The 16,222-nt window shown below is 63.5% G+C and carries 16 protein-coding genes; 3 read left to right on the top strand and 13 right to left on the bottom strand.

What is annotated here, in order from left to right; translation table 11 throughout:
• Window positions 1-8: 8 nt before the first annotated feature.
• From ACEW7X_RS04410 to flgB, 13 genes are all read right to left on the bottom strand, one after another.
• Window positions 9-1,658 carry a methyl-accepting chemotaxis protein gene (locus tag ACEW7X_RS04410; RefSeq protein ID WP_127773357.1) on the bottom strand — a complete coding sequence of 550 codons (1,650 nt, stop codon included), beginning with the start codon at window positions 1,656-1,658 and terminating at the stop codon, window positions 9-11.
• A 67-nt stretch (window positions 1,659-1,725) separates the two neighbouring features.
• Complete coding sequence (locus tag ACEW7X_RS04405) at window positions 1,726-3,495, bottom strand: methyl-accepting chemotaxis protein (protein WP_134838152.1); 1,770 nt, start codon at window positions 3,493-3,495, stop codon at window positions 1,726-1,728.
• A gap of 38 nt (window positions 3,496-3,533) precedes the next feature.
• A complete protein-coding gene (gene flgL / locus ACEW7X_RS04400) occupies window positions 3,534-4,772 on the bottom strand; it encodes a flagellar hook-associated protein FlgL (RefSeq protein ID WP_253596085.1) in 1,239 nt (412 codons plus the stop codon).
• A gap of 30 nt (window positions 4,773-4,802) precedes the next feature.
• Complete coding sequence (gene flgK, locus ACEW7X_RS04395; protein WP_420177654.1) at window positions 4,803-6,488, bottom strand: flagellar hook-associated protein FlgK; 1,686 nt, start codon at window positions 6,486-6,488, stop codon at window positions 4,803-4,805.
• A gap of 112 nt (window positions 6,489-6,600) precedes the next feature.
• On the bottom strand, window positions 6,601-7,611 hold the full coding sequence (flgJ, locus tag ACEW7X_RS04390) for a flagellar assembly peptidoglycan hydrolase FlgJ (protein WP_130487339.1): 1,011 nt from the start codon (window positions 7,609-7,611) through the stop codon (window positions 6,601-6,603).
• 9 nt (window positions 7,612-7,620) lie between these two features.
• Window positions 7,621-8,673, bottom strand: a complete 1,053-nt coding sequence (locus ACEW7X_RS04385; protein WP_238591394.1) for a flagellar basal body P-ring protein FlgI — start codon at window positions 8,671-8,673, stop codon at window positions 7,621-7,623.
• Between the two features lie 86 nt (window positions 8,674-8,759).
• A complete protein-coding gene (locus ACEW7X_RS04380; protein WP_083969642.1) occupies window positions 8,760-9,476 on the bottom strand; it encodes a flagellar basal body L-ring protein FlgH in 717 nt (238 codons plus the stop codon).
• Between the two features lie 2 nt (window positions 9,477-9,478).
• Window positions 9,479-10,264 (bottom strand): flagellar basal-body rod protein FlgG, encoded by a 786-nt coding sequence (gene flgG / locus ACEW7X_RS04375; protein ID WP_068371945.1) that lies wholly within the window; start codon window positions 10,262-10,264, stop codon window positions 9,479-9,481.
• Between the two features lie 84 nt (window positions 10,265-10,348).
• Window positions 10,349-11,107: a flagellar basal body rod protein FlgF gene (locus ACEW7X_RS04370; RefSeq protein WP_420177653.1), complete on the bottom strand. Its 759-nt coding sequence runs from the start codon at window positions 11,105-11,107 to the stop codon at window positions 10,349-10,351.
• A gap of 12 nt (window positions 11,108-11,119) precedes the next feature.
• Window positions 11,120-12,334 carry a flagellar hook protein FlgE gene (gene flgE / locus ACEW7X_RS04365; protein WP_068371937.1) on the bottom strand — a complete coding sequence of 405 codons (1,215 nt, stop codon included), beginning with the start codon at window positions 12,332-12,334 and terminating at the stop codon, window positions 11,120-11,122.
• A gap of 62 nt (window positions 12,335-12,396) precedes the next feature.
• The gene (locus tag ACEW7X_RS04360; protein WP_068371934.1) at window positions 12,397-13,104 is read right to left on the bottom strand and encodes a flagellar hook capping FlgD N-terminal domain-containing protein; all 708 of its coding nucleotides are present in this window, start codon (window positions 13,102-13,104) and stop codon (window positions 12,397-12,399) included.
• A 43-nt stretch (window positions 13,105-13,147) separates the two neighbouring features.
• A complete protein-coding gene (gene flgC, locus ACEW7X_RS04355; RefSeq protein WP_068371930.1) occupies window positions 13,148-13,567 on the bottom strand; it encodes a flagellar basal body rod protein FlgC in 420 nt (139 codons plus the stop codon).
• A gap of 17 nt (window positions 13,568-13,584) precedes the next feature.
• Window positions 13,585-13,986: a flagellar basal body rod protein FlgB gene (flgB, locus tag ACEW7X_RS04350; RefSeq protein WP_068372106.1), complete on the bottom strand. Its 402-nt coding sequence runs from the start codon at window positions 13,984-13,986 to the stop codon at window positions 13,585-13,587.
• A 372-nt stretch (window positions 13,987-14,358) separates the two neighbouring features.
• Here flgB and flgA point away from each other — a divergent pair, with 372 nt between their 5' ends.
• The 3 genes from flgA to ACEW7X_RS04335 all read left to right on the top strand — a co-directional run bounded on the left by flgA (window position 14,359) and on the right by ACEW7X_RS04335 (window position 16,191).
• Window positions 14,359-15,105, top strand: coding sequence for a flagellar basal body P-ring formation chaperone FlgA (gene flgA, locus ACEW7X_RS04345; RefSeq protein ID WP_068371927.1), 747 nt, complete (start codon window positions 14,359-14,361; stop codon window positions 15,103-15,105).
• 155 nt (window positions 15,106-15,260) lie between these two features.
• A complete protein-coding gene (gene flgM, locus ACEW7X_RS04340) occupies window positions 15,261-15,590 on the top strand; it encodes a flagellar biosynthesis anti-sigma factor FlgM (RefSeq protein ID WP_238591392.1) in 330 nt (109 codons plus the stop codon).
• Window positions 15,591-15,687: 97 nt separating this feature from the next.
• Window positions 15,688-16,191 carry a flagella synthesis protein FlgN gene (locus tag ACEW7X_RS04335; protein ID WP_165390036.1) on the top strand — a complete coding sequence of 168 codons (504 nt, stop codon included), beginning with the start codon at window positions 15,688-15,690 and terminating at the stop codon, window positions 16,189-16,191.
• Window positions 16,192-16,222: the final 31 nt, after the last annotated feature.

The raw sequence follows: 16,222 nt of genomic DNA, 5'->3' as shown, positions 1-16,222 counted from the left end.
CCACCACGCTAGTCGTCGCCCATCCCCTCGCCCGAGCCGCGCGTACCTGCAGCCTGGCGCTGGCTGGCCGGCGCCAGGCGGAAAACATGTTGCGCCACACGCAGGCCATCGACCCGCTCCATCAAGGTCTGCATGGCTTCGGCCAGACTGTCCACCAGCGCAGAATTCTGCTGCGTCTGGCCGTCGATCTGGTTCATCGCCAGGCTGACCTGTTCAACACCGATATGCTGCTCGTTCGAGGCCAGCGAAATTTCGCTCATGGTCTGATCCACACGCTCGATGGCGGCCATGACCTGGTCCACCATGGAACCCGCCGCCTTGACCTTGCTGGCGCCAGCGTCCACCCTGCCAGTCGACTCCTGGATCAGGTCACGCACTTCGCGTGCCGCCTCCGCGCTCTTCTGCGCCAAAGAACGCACTTCGCCAGCCACGACGGCGAAACCCTTGCCAGCTTCCCCTGCCCGCGCCGCTTCCACTGCCGCGTTGAGTGCCAGGATGTTGGTCTGGAAGGCGATACCGTCGATCAAGCGGATGATTTCCGATATTTTCGCTGAACCGGCTTCGATCTCTTTCATGGTTGCAGCCACGTCGCTGACGCTCGCCCCCGCCTGACCGGCAAGCTGGCGGCAGTCATGCGTCCACTGAGACACCTGCTTGACGTTGTCGACGTTGTGCTTGACGGTTGCACTCAACTCGTCAACGCTGGTGGCGGTCATTTCCAGCGAGGCCGCAGATTCCTCAGTGCGTTGCTGCAGGTCTTTGTTGGCCGAACTGATGGTTTCCAGTACTGTCACCACACCACGGGTATTGCTGCGCATATCCAGCGCCACGCTGTTCATGCCGCAACGCGTCATTTCCAGCGCAAAAGCCAGGCGTCCGACTGGATCATCATCATGGTATTGCAGCGCTGTCCCGAGATCCCCTGCCGCGAGCCGGAATGCGCGGTCCACCACCGCTTCGATGGATTTGCCCGTGCGCGCCGTGAGCCGCCAGCCATACAGGAAGATCAGCAAGGATGCCAGCAGGGAGCCGCCCAGCAGCCACCACATCCCGGTGTCACCGATGTCTGCCGCACGCAGGTGCCACAGCGAGGTCAACGCCGCCAGCAGCACCATCAACGAAGAAAAGAACGCATAGCGCAACATGCTGGGCGCCAGCCAGGGCTTGGTCAGCTTGCGCAGTGCGCCTGCCAGTCCGCGCCAGCCGGTCGGGACAATACGGCCACGCACCAGGCGGGCTGCCACCCGATGGCCGGCGCGCCAGCGTTCGTAATAATGCCGAGCGCGGGTTACATGTTGTTCACTGGGCTTGACGCGCACCGACGAAAACGCCACCACCTTGCCAGCTTCGCGTACCGGCGTGACATTGGCCAGCACCCAGTAAAAACCGCCGTCCTTGCGTCGGTTCTTCACGACGCCCAGCCACGAATTGCCGCTTTCCAGGGTTTGCCACAGATCGGCGAAGGCTTCCGGCGGCATGTCCGGATGGCGCACGATATTATGCGGCTGCCCCATCAATTCTTCCCGTGTAAAACCGCTGGCAATCACGAACGCCTCATTGGCGTAGGTAATGCGGCCTTCCAGATCCGTGCGCGAAATCAGGTAATCCGATTCGCTCAGATGATATTCATGGTCATTGACCGGTTGGTTATTTCGCATGCGGTATCTCGCAGTTCATAGCTGGCATCATCGTGGGCAAGGCGTGCCTTGCCTGCGGCGTGAACACTCAGAAGGATTCCCAGTCGTCCTCTGACGCGGTGCGGGTCGGCCGGCGCGGCGCCGTACCGGGTTCCAGCCTGGGAGTGGCGGCAGGCCTGGCGGCTTTGCGCGGCCCGGCAGCAGCGGCTACCGCCGGCTTTGAGGGTGCCGCGGGCCTGGGCCTGCTGGCGGCGCCGTTCAGGCGGGCCGACGCCAGTGCAGCGCCAGCTTGCGTGCGGGCCGCACCGGAAGCAGAAACCTTGAACTCAGCCACGGCATGGGCCAGGCTGGACGCCTGTTCTTCCAGCGAACCGGCCGCCGCCGCCGCCTGCTCGACCAGCGCAGCATTCTGCTGGGTGACCTGATCCATCTGCGCCACCGCGCGGTTGATCTGGTCTATGCCCAACGACTGTTCCTGCGAGGCAGAGGAAATTTCGCCCATGATGTCCGCCACACGCTGCACCGACTCCATGATTTCGCGCATGGTGTCGCCGGCGCGGCCCACCTGGTCGGAGCCGGCATTGACCTTATTGACCGAATCGTCGATCAGTTGCTTGATTTCCTTGGCGGCCTGGGCGCTGCGCTGGGCCAGGGTACGCACCTCGCTGGCCACCACGGAAAAGCCCTTGCCCTGGTCGCCCGCCCGCGATGCCTCGACGGCCGCGTTCAGGGCCAGGATATTGGTCTGGAACGCGATACCGTCGATCACACTGACAATTTCTGCAATTTTTGCCGAACTGCTTGAAATTTCAGTCATCGTGGCAATAACTTCGGACACGGCCTGGCCGCCTCGACGTGCGACGTCCATGCTGCCGGCCGCCAGATGATCCGCCTGACGCGCATTATCGGCATTCTGCTGCACCGTAGAGGCCAGTTGCTCCATGCTGGCCGCGGTTTCCTGCAATGACGCGGCCTGCTGCTCGGTACGGCTGCTGAGATCAGTATTGCCCAGCGCGATTTCCTTGCTGCCATGGGAAATTTCCTCCACCCCACGGCGCACTTGCAACACCATGCGCGACAGGTTTTCCTGCATCTTGCGCAGACCGGCCATCAACAAGCCGATTTCGTTGCCATCCCGGACATCCACCCGCGACGTGAGGTCGCCCTGGGCCACACGGTCCAGCAACTGCCCGGCCTCGCCCAGCGGCCGCAGAACGCGGCGCCGCATGACCTGCCAGGCCACCACAGAGATCAGCAACCCGGCAATCATCAACACCAGTACCGCCAGTTGCGCCCAGTGCTGGCGTCGCACTTCCTGTGTCTGCAATTGCGCAATGTGCGCCTGGGCGGCATCGGTGAATTCGCGCAGCAATTGTCCGCCCTGCGCCAGCAACGCTTCCAGTTCGGCCTGGGACACCGGTTCATCACTGCCGCCCGACGACAGCGGCAGCAAATTGCGGGCATTCTGGCGCATCAGGGCATGATGGCGCTCCAGCACCTGGCCCAGCGCTTGAGCGGTACCGACCTGCCCGGCCTCGCCGGCAAACAGCGCATAGCGCTCGTCAGCCTGCGACAGTGCAGTCTCGGCCTGATCCAGGGCCTGGCGGATATCCGCCAACGCGCCATCCTCGCTTTCGATGCGCCGCGCACGCTCCATCCAATAATGGCTATTGCTGACCGACGCCGCCACTTCCTTGAGCGGCAACACCTGCCGGGTGGTCAGGCTGTAGAGCGTTTCGAAGGCGTTGCCGGACACCCGCATCCCGTTCCAGCCCAGCGCCACTGCCACCAGCAGCAAGGCCATGAACAGGCCCAGCACCAGCATCATATTGATTTTTATGGACGTATTCCGAAACATGATCATCAATCCCTTTTCACTGCGGCGCGCCGCTACGCCTAGTTATTGCCGTTGAACAGTCCCAGGCTCTGGATCCGCTGGAATGCCAACATGGAGGCTTCCAGCGCATTCTGGTAATAGATCTGCTGGCTATAGGCGGCGAACTCATTCAAACCCACCAGGTTGTCGAGTTGCTTGGCATAGCTCAGGCCCCTGGCGCTTCCCACGGTGTCCAGCGCGGACAGCTCATTCATGCGCGCCCCCAGCGAGGCCTGCACAGTCAGTACGTTGTCATACACGCTGCCCAGCTTGCGCTGCGCCTCACCAACCACGTTCCGGAAGTTGGCAACAGACACGGGGTCGTTTTTGTCCAGCGACTCCAGGGCGTCTATGGTCCGGCGCAAGGTGGAAAACACATCCATATCGGCTTGCGCCATGGGTTCCAGCGTGAAGCTGTCGCCCTCGGCCGGCTGTCCCTGGATCGCCAGCGACAAACCGCCGACGGACAGGTTGAGCCCGGTTTCCGCGTCGTAGGGGCCGCTGTCCAGCACCGTCTGGTTCGCATCGGTCACGACATAACGCACACCGCCTGCTGCGGGATCGGCCTCGAAAGCGATACGCAACATCTTGCCGACATGCTCGCCGTCCTGGCTGGTGACCGCCGGCGAACTGAAGGTCGCGGTGCCCTGGTTGCCCGGCGCGGATGAAGCGGCATAAGAGCGATCACCAGGATTGGCGCGGGCAAAGATATTCACCGCGGATTCCGCCGTTGGCATCTGGCGGGTCTGGTCGATCTGGATCAGGCGCTTGCCTTCGTCCCCCTGATAGGCGCCGCTGACCCAGCCGTCGCTATCGGTCTGGAACGGCGCGACATCGCCACGATGGCCCGAAAACATGTAAACGCCATTGCCGTCCCTGGCGTTGGCCTGGTTCAGCAGGCGGTCATAGGATTCCTTGAGCACCTTGGCCAGCGCACGCTGGTCAGTTTCCGAGTAAATGCCATTGCCGACTTCCACCAGGCGCGTGGTCACGTCCTGCAAGGTATTCACGGTGGCGTCCAGCATCTGGCTGGTTTCGCCCATGTTGTGCTTGGCCACCTGCCGATTGGCGGCGAAGCGCTCGTTCAGTTCCAGGTTCTGGCTGGTACGCACCGCCTGGGCGGCCGCCAACGGGTCGTCCCCGGGGCGCACCACGCGCAGGCCGGTGGAAATCTGCTCGAACAGCTGAACCTGCTGCGCTTCCTTGCGCGAGAACTGGCCGAGGGCAATCTGGTACATCAAAGACGAGCTGATACGCATGGCGATATCCTGTAGACGCGGCGCTGGCGGTTACTTCATGGACAGCAGGGTGTCGAACATCTGGCTGGCAACGTCGATCAGACGTGCCGACGCCTGGTACTGCTCGGCGTATTGCATCAGCGCGACCTGCTCTTCACGCAGACTGACGCCCGAGACCTCCTGCTGCGCCGTCAGGCGCTGCGTCACGAGATTGTCCTGAGCCTTGCTGGCCGTGGTAACCTCCCCGGTCTTTACCCCGACCTTATTGACGATTTGCAGATAGGTATCGCTGATGCTCAGCGACCCCTGCCCCATCACCTTGTCGGTCTGCAGCTGGGCCAGCTTCAGCGCGTTGGCATTGTTGATGGCGCCGCCGCTGGCATCCGCAGCAGCGATTTCCGCCGGGTTTTCCACGGCCACAGCCAGGCTGGCAGCCGCATTCATGGTGGGTTGCAGCAACCAGCTGTCTCCATGCTCGACGGCCCCCGGCTGCGTGGCGTCGGGCAGGTTCAGGCTCAAGCCGTCGATTTCCACCTGTCCGGCATCGCCGTCGAAGCTCCGTTTCACGCCATCGGACAGGCGCTGAATTTCATACTTGCCGCTGGCGGCGTGATAACTGATGCGGTAATCGCTGGCCTGCAATGCCTGGATATCCTTGACCTCCGCAGTCAGGCCCGCATTGCCGCCCGCACTGGCGCTGCCCTGGTTGGACAGGCTGGCGTGAGCAACCGGCGCCGCGATCGTGAAGAAGTCGCCGCCCGGCTGCCCAGCCTGATCCAGACCCTGGCGGTGCTGCGTATTGAAGGCATGCGCCAGGCCCAGCGCCAGGCGCCCCAGGTCGTTCTGCACGCTGTCCAGCGATTCGCGCCTGAAGGCCAGCAGGCCTCCCAGGCGTCCACCACTCAGGCGGGTGTCATCCAGTTCCACCCAAGTGCTCTCGCCGTTTTCGGCGGGCAGTTCATAGGCAATGACGGTACGGCTGGGGTCATTGGCCGAAGTCATGGCGCGCAGCGGGTAGCTCTGATTGCCGGACAGCAGCACCTGGCCATTGCCGACGGTCAGGTTGATGGAGGACCCCTGCTCGACCACCCGCACGCCAACCAGCTGGTTCAGTTCGGACACCAGCTGGTCGCGCTGGTCGAGCAGGTCATTGGGCGCCTGACCTGGCGTCGCCGACGCCTTGGCCAGGGTGATCTGCTCGTTCAGCCCGGCGATACGGTCCACATAGCTGTTGATCTGCTCGACCGTCGTGCCGACCTGGATATTGATTTCATCGCGCTGGCGATTGAGCATCTCCTGGGTTTCATTGATCTGCGTGACCAGGCTGTTGGCCTGGCCGATCATTTCCTGGCGCGCCGCCGCGTCGCCCGACTCGGAGGCGACGGCCTGGACGCTGGAGAAAAATGCCTTGAGCGCGGGAGAAATACCGGTTTCGCTATTACCGATCAGATTATTGATCTGGCCGATCTCGTTCAGGTAGCTGTTGTACGAGGACTGCGTGGAACGCGCGGAAACCAGCTGGTTGTACAGATAGGAGCTGTATTGCCGGGTCACCCCGTCAACCGCCACGCCACGGCCATAGAAGCCGGCGCTGGTAGCGCTGCCGCCGACCGAAGACACCAGCACCTGTTGGCGGTTGTAGCCTTGCGTATCGACGTTATTGATGTTGTGGCCGGTCGTATTCAGGCGCGCAGTCGCGGCGTTGATACCCGTCAGTCCCAGGTTGTACAGATTCATGGTCAGGAGACTCTCATAATGGTTGCCTGTCGCCCTGGGCCTGACTTGCCCCGGACACCCCGGCATTCCCATGGAATAACGGTTGCGCGGCGCGGAAATTTAGGGTGATTGGCTAGCGTTCCAGCATCGCCATCACATTGATCAGCTTGTCGGCATAGCCTGGGTCGGTGGCATAGCCGGCTTCCTGGATGCGACGCGCGGCCTCGGCCGGGTCGGAAGCCTGCAGCACCCCCTGATAACGCTCATTGCGCTGCAGCAAACCGGCATAGTCGCGCAAGGCGTCTTCATAGGACGAATAGGCGCGGAATGGCTGCGTCAGCTTGCGCGCCTTGCCGTCCTCGTATTCGGTGGTCATGGTTTCCACCACCGCGCCACGCCAGGCTGGCGTAGCCTTGATACCGAACAGGTTGTAGCTGGGGCTGCCATCCTCATGGCGAATTTCACGCCGCCCCCAGCCGGATTCCAGCGCAGCCTGCCCCAGGATCAACTGGGCCGGGATACCGCTTTCCTGGGCGATACGCTGCGCCATGGGCGCCAGCTTTTCGACGAAACTGGCGACGAAGTCCGGCGCCTGCGCGGCCGCCTTCAGCATTGGCGCCTGGCCAGCAAAGGCCGCGCCAGCGCGTACTGCTGCAACGCCTGCACGTGCGCCACGCCAGAGATTCTGCTGCAACGTCGGACTGGTTGGCGCAAGGCTGCCATCAACGCGCAGCTCACGCGTCAGTTCGCCGGTGCCGCCAGGCCCCCTGCCACTCACGCTGCCCGCTGCACCCGAAACACCCGCCATGGCACTGCCCGGCTGGCGGATCTGCCGCAGCAGCGCCTCGGCCAGCCCCAGGCCGGACTGTTTGCTTGCCAGGTCAGAGGCAATCTGTTGGTCCGCCAACGACTGCATCATGCGCGTCTGTTCGTTGTCGAACAGTCCCTCACTGGGCGTCGCGTCCCGCATGCGCTGGATCAGCATATTGATGAACAGGGCCTCGAACTGCTGCGCCACCTCGCGCTGCGCCGCCTCGCCATCGGGCGACTGCTGCACTTTGGCCCGCAGCCTGTCCATTTCCCGCGTATCGAAAACAAAACCCTGCGCCAGAGAGGCGGCGGTGGAACCGGAAGCAATCGTCATCATGCAGCCTCAGATGATTTCCAGCTCGGCGCGCAAGGCGCCGGCGCGCTGCATGGCCTGCAGGATGGACAACAGGTCCTGTGGCGTGGCGCCCAGCGCATTGAGCGCATTGACCACATCCTGCAGATTGGCGCTGGTCTGCATGTACTTGAGGCCGCCACCGTCCTGCAACAGGCGTATTTCGGTATTGGGCGCTACCACCGTCTGCCCTCCCGCGAAGGGGGCATTGGGCTGGCTGACATCCAGGCTGCGGTTGATCACCACGGAAATATTGCCGTGCGCCACGGCGGATTCCTCGATGACCACGGTGCGGTTCATCACCACCGAACCGGTGCGGGCATTGATGATGACTTTGGCGGCCACCGGCGCCCGTTCGATGGGCAGGTTTTCCAGGCGCGACAGGAACTGGCTCAGCGCCGCATCGGCAGCCGGCGCGGCCACGGCGATGACCCGGCCGTCCAGGGCGTTGGCCGTGCCGGGGCCGAACGCCGCATTCACCACGTCGACGACGTTCTGCGCCGTGCCAAAGTCATTTTCTTTCAGTTCCAGGTGCACCTGCCCTTGCATGGCGATCACGGTCGGCACGGCGCGCTCCACAATGGCGCCATTGGTAATCATGCCGCTGTTGAGCTGGTTCACCTGCACGCTGTTGCCGCCGGACGAGGCGCCCGCGCCGCCAACCAGCAGGTTACCCTGGGCAATCGCATAGACCTGGCCATCGGCGCCCTTGAGCGGCGTCATCAGCAAGGTGCCGCCGCGCAGGCTTTTGGCGTTGCCCATGGACGACACCACGACATCGAGATTCTGGCCAGGACGGGAAAACGGTGGCAGTGTCGCCGTCACGATCACCGCCGCCACGTTTTTCAGCTGCATATTGGTTCCGGGCGGCACCGTCACACCCAGCTGCGCCAGCATGTTCGCCACGCTCTGCTGCGTGAAAGGCGCCTGCCGCACCTGGTCGCCACTGCCGTCCAGGCCCACGACCACGCCATAGCCGATCAGCGGATTGTCACGCACGCCCTGCACGCTGGAGACATCCTTGATGCGCTGGGTGACATTCATGGCCTGTGCCGCAGGCACCAGCCCCAGACACAGCAAGACCTGACAAACAATCAGAAAAACGCGACGCACCGTGACTCCCACTGTCTTCAAAATGGCATTACGTTCAGGAAAAAGCGTTGCAGCCAGCCCATGCTCTGCACTTCGTCCATGACTCCCTGGCTGCGGTACTCCAGGCGTACGTCGGCCACCTGGGTGGACGACACCGAATGCGTGTTGCCGGTCATGCTGCGCGGGTCCACCGTGCCGGAGAAACGCACGTATTCGCTGCCCCGGTTGATGGCAATCTGCTTTTCACCCGCCACGCGCAGGTTGCCGTTGGGCAGCACTTCGATGACAGTGGTGGTAATGGTGCCGGAAAAGGTATTGTTGGCCTTGCTGTCACCAGTGCCCGACGCATTGTTGCTGCCGGTGGCATCCATGTTCTGCTGCGGCCCGAACGCGCCCGGCAGGGCGCTGGGCATGGTATTCATGCCCAGCCCGGCCGACCCATTGCGCTTGGTATTGGTCGCCACGCTTTTGGCCGCATTGGTGTTTTCGTTGAGCACAATGGTGACGATATCCCCCACCTGGCGCGGCCGCCTGTCCTCGAATAGCGGATAGCTGCCATAGGCCGTCGGCTGGTAGATCGCGCCATTAGGCACAGCCAGCGGCTGGGCTGGCGCTGGCGGCGGCGCGCTGACGGGACCAACCACGATAGGCTCGGGCGGTATCAGGGCGCAGCCCCCCGCCGCCAGCAGCGGCGCAAGCATCAACAAGCGGGCCAGCGGCCGGCAGGACGAGCGGAGCGAAAACCGACGGTGCATCATCAGAGCTGCGTCAGGCGCGCCAGCATCTGGTCTGACGTGGAAACGGCCTTGCTATTGATTTCATAGGCGCGCTGGGTCGTGATCATGTTGACCAGCTCCTCGGCCACATTGACGTTCGAAGTTTCCAGGTATTCGTGCGCCAGCGAACCTGCGCCGTCCAGGCCGGGCTGCAGGACATTCGCCGGGCCGGAAGCGCTGCTTTCCAGGTACATATTCTGGCCTATGCTTTGCAGCCCGGTCGGGTTCACGAAGGTGGCCAGCTGGATCTGGCCGATCTGCACGCTGATACCCGCTGCCCCCGGCTGGGTCACCGACACCACGCCGCCCTTGCTGATGCTCAGACTCAGGGCATTATCGGGCACGTTGATGGGCGGTTGCAGCACGTAGCCGCCGGCAGTGACCAGTTGGCCATCCTGATCCACCTGCAAGGCGCCATCACGCGTATAGGCCAGAGAACCGTCGGGCAGTTCCACTTCAAAGAACCCGCGTCCTTCGATCGCGACGTGCCAGGGGTTGCCAGTATTGTTCAGGCTGCCTTCGGTATGCACCCTGGCCGTGGCCACGGTGCGTGCGCCGGTACCCAACTGCAAGCCGGAGGGCAACTGATTGGCGTCGCCCACCTGCGCGCCGGGCTGACGCACCACCTGATACATCAGGTCCTCGAATACCGCGCGCTGGCGCTTGTAGCCATTGGTACTGACGTTGGCCAGGTTGTTGGCGATGACATCCATGCCGGTCTGCTGGGTTTCCAGGCCGGTCTTGGCTATCCATAGTGAACGTATCATCCGGGCATTCCTTGCGCCTGATGGTCAGGCATAGACTGCATAACGATCCGCCGCCGGCAACGGCACGCGGACCCGTACTGGGTATTACTGCGACACTGCCAGCAACTCATTGGCCCGCTGCGCGTTGCCATCGGCGTGCTGGATCACCTTCATCTGCATTTCGAAGCGGCGCGCGTTATTGATCATGCCGACCATGGCCTGCGCGGCACTCACATTGCTGCTTTCCAGGGCGCTGGTCACGACACCCACCGCCGGGTCCGCCAGCGCCGGCCCGGACGGGCCATCGGGGCCATCTGCCAGCCTGAACAGGCCATCATCACCGCGCAGCAGTTGTCCAGACGGAGGATTCACGCGCTTGAGCTGCCCCAGCGCGGCGACGTCATTGGGCGCATCGCCCGCGCCCAGCGTGTTCACGTTGCCATCGGCGGAAATCGTGATGGAGGCGCTCTGGGGTATATCGAAAACCCCGCCTTCGGCCGACAGCACGGCCAGGCCACGCTCGGTGCGCAGCACGCCGTCACTGCCGACCTGCAAGCTGGCGGTGCGCAGGTAGGCTTCGCCGTCTGGCGCCTGAACAGCCAGCCAGCCTTCGCCGGCCAGCGCGACATCCAGTTCGCGGCCCGTGCTCTGCAGCGGCCCTGGCGAGAAATCCGACCCTGGCGTGGACGCCACGGTATAGACCCGCGTCGGCGCACCAGGGCCGACCACCGGCACCGAACGGTAGGCGGCCAGCTGTTCGCGGAAACCCGGCGTATTGATATTCGCCATGTTGTTGCTGATCGCCGCCTGGTGTTCCAGCGTCCTGGCGGCGCCGCCCATGGCGGTATAAAGCAGCTTGTCCATGCGCCGCAGCCCTTAGCGCATGGTGACCAGGGTCTGCATGATGCCGTCCTGGGTCTTGATGGTCTGGGCGTTGGCCTGATAGGTGCGCTGGGCGATGATCATGTTGACCAGTTCCTGGCCCATGTCCACATTGGACGCCTCCACCGCCTGGCCCACCAGCAGCGACAGGCCATTGCTGCCCGGCTGGCCCAGCACGGCCGGGCCGGAACTCACGGTTTCCATCCAGGCATTGCCCCCGGCCGCCTGCAGGCCCTGCAAGTTATTGAAGTCCGCCAGCACTACCGTGCCGATTTCCTGGCTCTTGTCGTTCGAATACTGCGCCATCAAGCGGCCATCCGCAGCCAGCGACACGCGGACATACTCGCCAGACTGGTAGCCGTTCTGCAGCATGTCATAGCGGAATTTGCCGCCATACTGCGACGAACCGCCATAGTTGAAGGAAATATTCAGGTCCGCTGCAGGCGAATCGTCCCCGCCAGGGTCCGCAAAACCTTTGGATACTTGGGCAATGGGGCTGGTCATACGACCGCTGGTGTCGAAAGTAAGCGCCTGCGCGTTGCCTGGCACATGCTTGCCGTCGAGCGCATACTGCACTTCCCAATTGCTCGCCGTGCCCTGCGAACCGGAACGCTTGATGAAATACTGGGTCAGCACATGAGAGTTGCCCAGCGAGTCGTACACCGTCATCGGCGTGGAATCGCTGAACGTGCTGCTGTCGGTTGGATCGAAGGGCTTGAGCGCCGGGTCGATCACGGGTTCATTGGCATCCAGGTTCAGGTTCGCCGCCAGCGAATCGGTCGCCTGAGGCGCAATGTTGCTGGACGGAATGCTCAGGGGCACAGGGTCGGCGCCCACCGCGCCGGCAGGGTAGCCGGTCAACACGTGGCCCTGGATATTGACGATCTGGTGGTTCTCATTTTCGAAGAACTGCCCGTTGCGGGAATACAGGATGGAACCATCGGTATCCTGCAGGCGGAAGAAACCGTTCTGGCCGTCAATGGCCATATCCAGCTCGTTGTTCGTGCTCGAGATGGTGCCGGCGGAAAAACGCTGGCTGATGCCGGAAACCTGCACCCCCATGCCAATGCGCGAACTGGCGAATACATCGGAAAACACCGCGCTGCCCGCCTTGAAACCGACAGTCGCCGAGTTGGCGATATTGTTGCCGATCACATCCAGGCCCGCAGATGCCGCGTTCAGGCCGCTCAAACCTTGACTGAAACCCATTTTTCACACTCCCAGAACGCCACCGGGCGCGCCATGCCGCGCGCGCCGGGGCTGGTCCGCAATTACATGATTTGTCGAATATCGAACAGGCTGACCTGCCCGGCCAGGCCCAGATCCAGGCGCAGGCCTTCGGTGGTGTAGACCACGCTCTTGACCTGCCCGTAGCTCAGTGTTTCGGCCGCTACGGCACTGCCGTCCGCCGCCGTGGCCGATACGCGCACGAAATACGCGCCTTCCGGCAAGGTGGCTCCGGCATCGTCCTTGCCATCCCAGGACAAGGGCACCACGCCCACTGCCTGGGTGCCCAATTCCATGCGCCGCACCGGCGTGCCGTTCTTGTCCAGCACTTCGACCACCACCCCAGCCGCCGGCGCCTGCATATCCACACCGAACGGCGTGGACTGCACTTCCCCGCCATCGCCGTCCGCGCCGCCCAGCAGCACTTTGCTGCCAGGCACAAGAACATCCTTGCCCACCAACGCCGCCGCCTGCATGGACTGGCCAACATCCAACTGGCCCGAAAGCGCCAGCAAAGTGCTGTTCAGCTGGTTCACGCCAGCCACCGTGGACAGCTGCGCGATCTGCGAGGTGACCTGAGCGTTGTCCATGGGGTTGAGCGGATCCTGATTCTGCATCTGCGTGACCAGCAATGTCAGAAAACGATCCTGGGTATCCGCCATCAGGTTATCGGTACTGGCCTGCGCCGTGGAAACCGCCAGCGAGCGGCTGTCCACGCTGGCCGCGTTGCTGCCATCTACTATCGTGCCCATTCTTTCCTCGTGTCCGTGTTAGCTGCCACCAGCGGCACCTGGGCTACTGCCCCAGCGTCAGCGTGCGCTGCATCAGGTTCTTGGCCGTGTTCAGCACTTCGACATTGGCCTGGTAGGAGCGCGAGGCCGCGATCATATTGACGGTTTCGGCCACGACATCCACATTGGGCATGGCGACATAGCCCTGGGCATCCGCCATGGGATGGGCCGGGTCATAGACCATGCGCAACGGGGCGCTGTCCTGTACGACCTCGGCCACCTGGACGCCACCGATCTGCTCGTTGCCGTAGGTCTGCCCCGGCACCGGCGCAACCTGGAAAATCACCTGCCGCGCCCGGTAGGGTTGGCCATCCGGCCCGGCCACGCTGTCGGCATTGGCCATATTGCTGGCCGAAACGTTCATCCGCTGCGACTGTGCCGTCAACGCCGAACCGGCAATCCCGAAAATATTCGTCAGTGACATGACTGCCTTTCCTGTTCCTATTGCTGCATGGCTGCGAGCAGCCCCTTGATACGGCTGGACAGCACTGTCAGGCTGGCCTGATAGCGCATCGCGTTATCGGCGAAATCAACACGCTCGACATCCATGTCCACGGTATTGCCATCCAGACTGGGTTGCAGTGGCTGCCGGTACAGCAGGCTGGCATCACCGGATTCCGGTGCGGCCGAACGCAGATGGCCGGGAGCCGTCACGGCCAGCGGCAAGCCGCCTTGCTGGCCTGCCTCTGCAGCCGCGAGCGCCTGGCTGAAATCGAAGTCGCGCGCCTGGTAGCCAGGGGTGTCGGCATTGGCGATATTGGCCGCCAGCACTTCCTGGCGCTGCGCCCGCAAGGCCAGGGCTTTCTGGTGGAAACTGAAATGGTCGTCGATACGGTCGAGCATGGAAGAATATGAGCCCTGGTTCTCGTTGACACTGAAACTGCAATCGGCCGGAACCTGCCAGCCCAGGACGAGTGACACGCCCCGCAAACCCGGCAGCCGGTCATGCAGTCATGCGGCCCGTACCGGCCTACCCGCTTCCGATACGGACGGGCGCCCCTCGCGCCATCCTGACAAGGATGTTACGCAAGGAAACGGACAGACAATGCCAGGAAAAAGAATGTAAATATTTGCCTATTCCCCCTTCCATCATCCCGGTTTTTCCGGACCGGCCCGCCACCCGGGCCGCAGCTCGCCCGACGCCCGAGCCCGCCAGTTTTTAAGGCCGTCGCACCAGCACACCAGGCCAGCGCCCAGGCCCCTTAAAATACGGCCATGTTCCGTTCCCTCACCCGCTCAGGCGAGCGCCCGTCCGCGCCCTCTGCCCGCCCTGCCGCCAGCGCCGCAGCCATGCTGGCGGCCAGCGTTTTCGCCCTGGTGCCCCTGCCGGCAGCCCAGGCGCAAAGCCAGGCCGAATTTCAGCAACTGGCCACCGAGCTCATCGCCACCCACAGCAGCCAGCTAGAGGGCCAGCTCAGCGTTACGCTTGCGGCGCCGCGCCTGGAACAGCGCCGCCCCTGCACCAACGGTCTCAGCGCTTTTCTGCCGGGCGGCGCCAGGCTACGCCCGCGCATGAATATCGGCTTCCGTTGCGAAGGGCCGCAACACTGGAGCCTCTACGCCCAGGCAGAGATTGCCGTGAACGGCAGCTACCTGGTGGCTTCAGCACCCATAAAAAACGGCGAAAACCTGGACCGCAGCAAAGTCCAGCAAAGAGAAGGCAACCTGCTGCAACAACCCGCCGATGTGCTCACGCAATGGGAACAACTGGCCCGCCAGCAGGCCAGGCAACGCATCGCTGCCGGCCAGCCCATACGCGCCGGCGCACTGCGCGATACCGAAACCGTGCTGCGCGGCAGCACCGTCAAACTGGTGATCGAGGGCCAGGGCTTCAGCGTCAGCACTGAAGGCGTGGCCATGGAAGACGCCGCACCTGGCCAGGCCATTCAGGTACGCAATCCGGCAGGTGCGCTGCTCTCGGGCCGGGTGCGCAACGCCGGCACCGTGGAAATCCTGTACTGAATGGCGCCTGTATACCGGCGCCCAAAACCAATGCTGAAAAATGCCACGCGCAGCAGGCTAAACTTTTGCCGGCATCTGCCGTTAACCTGGGCAAGCCCCCGAAACCTACCGCCCATGCCGGCAGCCCGGCCTGTCATGCCCGTCCGGAGAACACTTTGATCATTCCGACCAACCCGCTTTCCAATGCCCCCGCCAGCGCTGCAGACAGCGCTCGCGAACGTACGCCCGCCGCATCCGGCCGGCAGGAAAAAACGGGTGCCGCCTCTGCTGCGGTTTCGATCTCCCCAAGTGCGGCCTCCCTGAGTGCCGCCTCCCTGGATGCTGCACGCGCACCCACCGAAACCCCCGCTGCCGCCACTGGCGACGTAGATACTGCCAAGGTCGAACGCATCATCCTCGCCCTGCGCCAGGGCGAATACCAGATGGATACCGCCCGCATCGCCGATGGCCTGCTGGCCAGCGCCAAGGATCTGCTCAAGCCCTGACACCAACGGCTGCAGCCTCCGCCCTGCGCAACCCCATGGCCGCACCCAGGCCAGGCAATCCAGCCCCCACACGACAGCCCGTTACACCATGTCCGCCATGCCCGCTCCCCTCCCTGCCCAGGCCTGTACCGACTTCTGCCTGGCATTGGCCCAGGAAACCGAGTACTTCCAGGCGTTCAGCCGCCTGCTGGATGAAGAAGCCGCGCTGCTGGCAGCGCCGCACGATGCTGAAGCCGTGCGCGCCATGGCGGAGCAAAAGCAGGCCTATGCCGAACGACTGCATGCCTGCGAACAGCGACGCCTGCAACTGGCGGCCGAACTCCTGCCCGACATGGCGGACGCGCCGGCCCGCCTGCAACAGCTCAGGCTGACTCCTGCGGTGGAAGCCGCCTGGCTGCCGCTGGCAGACGCGGCGCAGGCCGCTCATGACCGGAATCGCCGCAACGGCATCGTCCTGGGCGTACATCTCAAGCATGTAGACCAGGCCATCCAGGCCATGCGCCAAACTAACCAGCAGACCGAGCTTTATGATGCCCAGGGCCGCACGGCCCGGGGTAGAAGCAAGGCCTCAGGTGCAGGCCGCTACCACCGTGCCGGCTGACCCGTCCCACCGACAGGCCTCCCACGGACCG

Source organism: Kerstersia gyiorum, assembly GCF_048595715.1.
In the GTDB taxonomy this organism is placed as follows: Bacteria; Pseudomonadota; Gammaproteobacteria; order Burkholderiales; family Burkholderiaceae_B; genus Kerstersia; species Kerstersia gyiorum.
Note: the sequence above shows the minus strand (reverse complement) of the source record. Positions and strands in the feature narration are given on the sequence as shown.

Bases quoted from the DNA above. Each gene is read 5' to 3' on its own strand.
- flgL (WP_253596085.1), bottom strand. From the start codon at position 4,772: ATGCGTATCAGCTCGTCTTTGATGTACCAGATTGCCCTCGGCCAGTTC.
- ACEW7X_RS04360 (WP_068371934.1), bottom strand. From the start codon at position 13,104: ATGGGCACGATAGTAGATGGCAGCAACGCGGCCAGCGTGGACAGCCGC.
- flgA (WP_068371927.1), top strand. From the start codon at position 14,359: ATGTTCCGTTCCCTCACCCGCTCAGGCGAGCGCCCGTCCGCGCCCTCT.
- flgE (WP_068371937.1), bottom strand. From the start codon at position 12,334: ATGGGTTTCAGTCAAGGTTTGAGCGGCCTGAACGCGGCATCTGCGGGC.
- flgJ (WP_130487339.1), bottom strand. From the start codon at position 7,611: ATGACGATTGCTTCCGGTTCCACCGCCGCCTCTCTGGCGCAGGGTTTT.
- flgC (WP_068371930.1), bottom strand. From the start codon at position 13,567: ATGTCACTGACGAATATTTTCGGGATTGCCGGTTCGGCGTTGACGGCA.
- flgG (WP_068371945.1), bottom strand. From the start codon at position 10,264: ATGATACGTTCACTATGGATAGCCAAGACCGGCCTGGAAACCCAGCAG.
- ACEW7X_RS04370 (WP_420177653.1), bottom strand. From the start codon at position 11,107: ATGGACAAGCTGCTTTATACCGCCATGGGCGGCGCCGCCAGGACGCTG.
- ACEW7X_RS04405 (WP_134838152.1), bottom strand. From the start codon at position 3,495: ATGTTTCGGAATACGTCCATAAAAATCAATATGATGCTGGTGCTGGGC.
- ACEW7X_RS04335 (WP_165390036.1), top strand. From the start codon at position 15,688: ATGCCCGCTCCCCTCCCTGCCCAGGCCTGTACCGACTTCTGCCTGGCA.
- ACEW7X_RS04385 (WP_238591394.1), bottom strand. From the start codon at position 8,673: ATGAATGTCACCCAGCGCATCAAGGATGTCTCCAGCGTGCAGGGCGTG.
- flgK (WP_420177654.1), bottom strand. From the start codon at position 6,488: ATGAATCTGTACAACCTGGGACTGACGGGTATCAACGCCGCGACTGCG.
- ACEW7X_RS04410 (WP_127773357.1), bottom strand. From the start codon at position 1,658: ATGCGAAATAACCAACCGGTCAATGACCATGAATATCATCTGAGCGAA.
- flgB (WP_068372106.1), bottom strand. From the start codon at position 13,986: ATGCTCGACCGTATCGACGACCATTTCAGTTTCCACCAGAAAGCCCTG.
- ACEW7X_RS04380 (WP_083969642.1), bottom strand. From the start codon at position 9,476: ATGCACCGTCGGTTTTCGCTCCGCTCGTCCTGCCGGCCGCTGGCCCGC.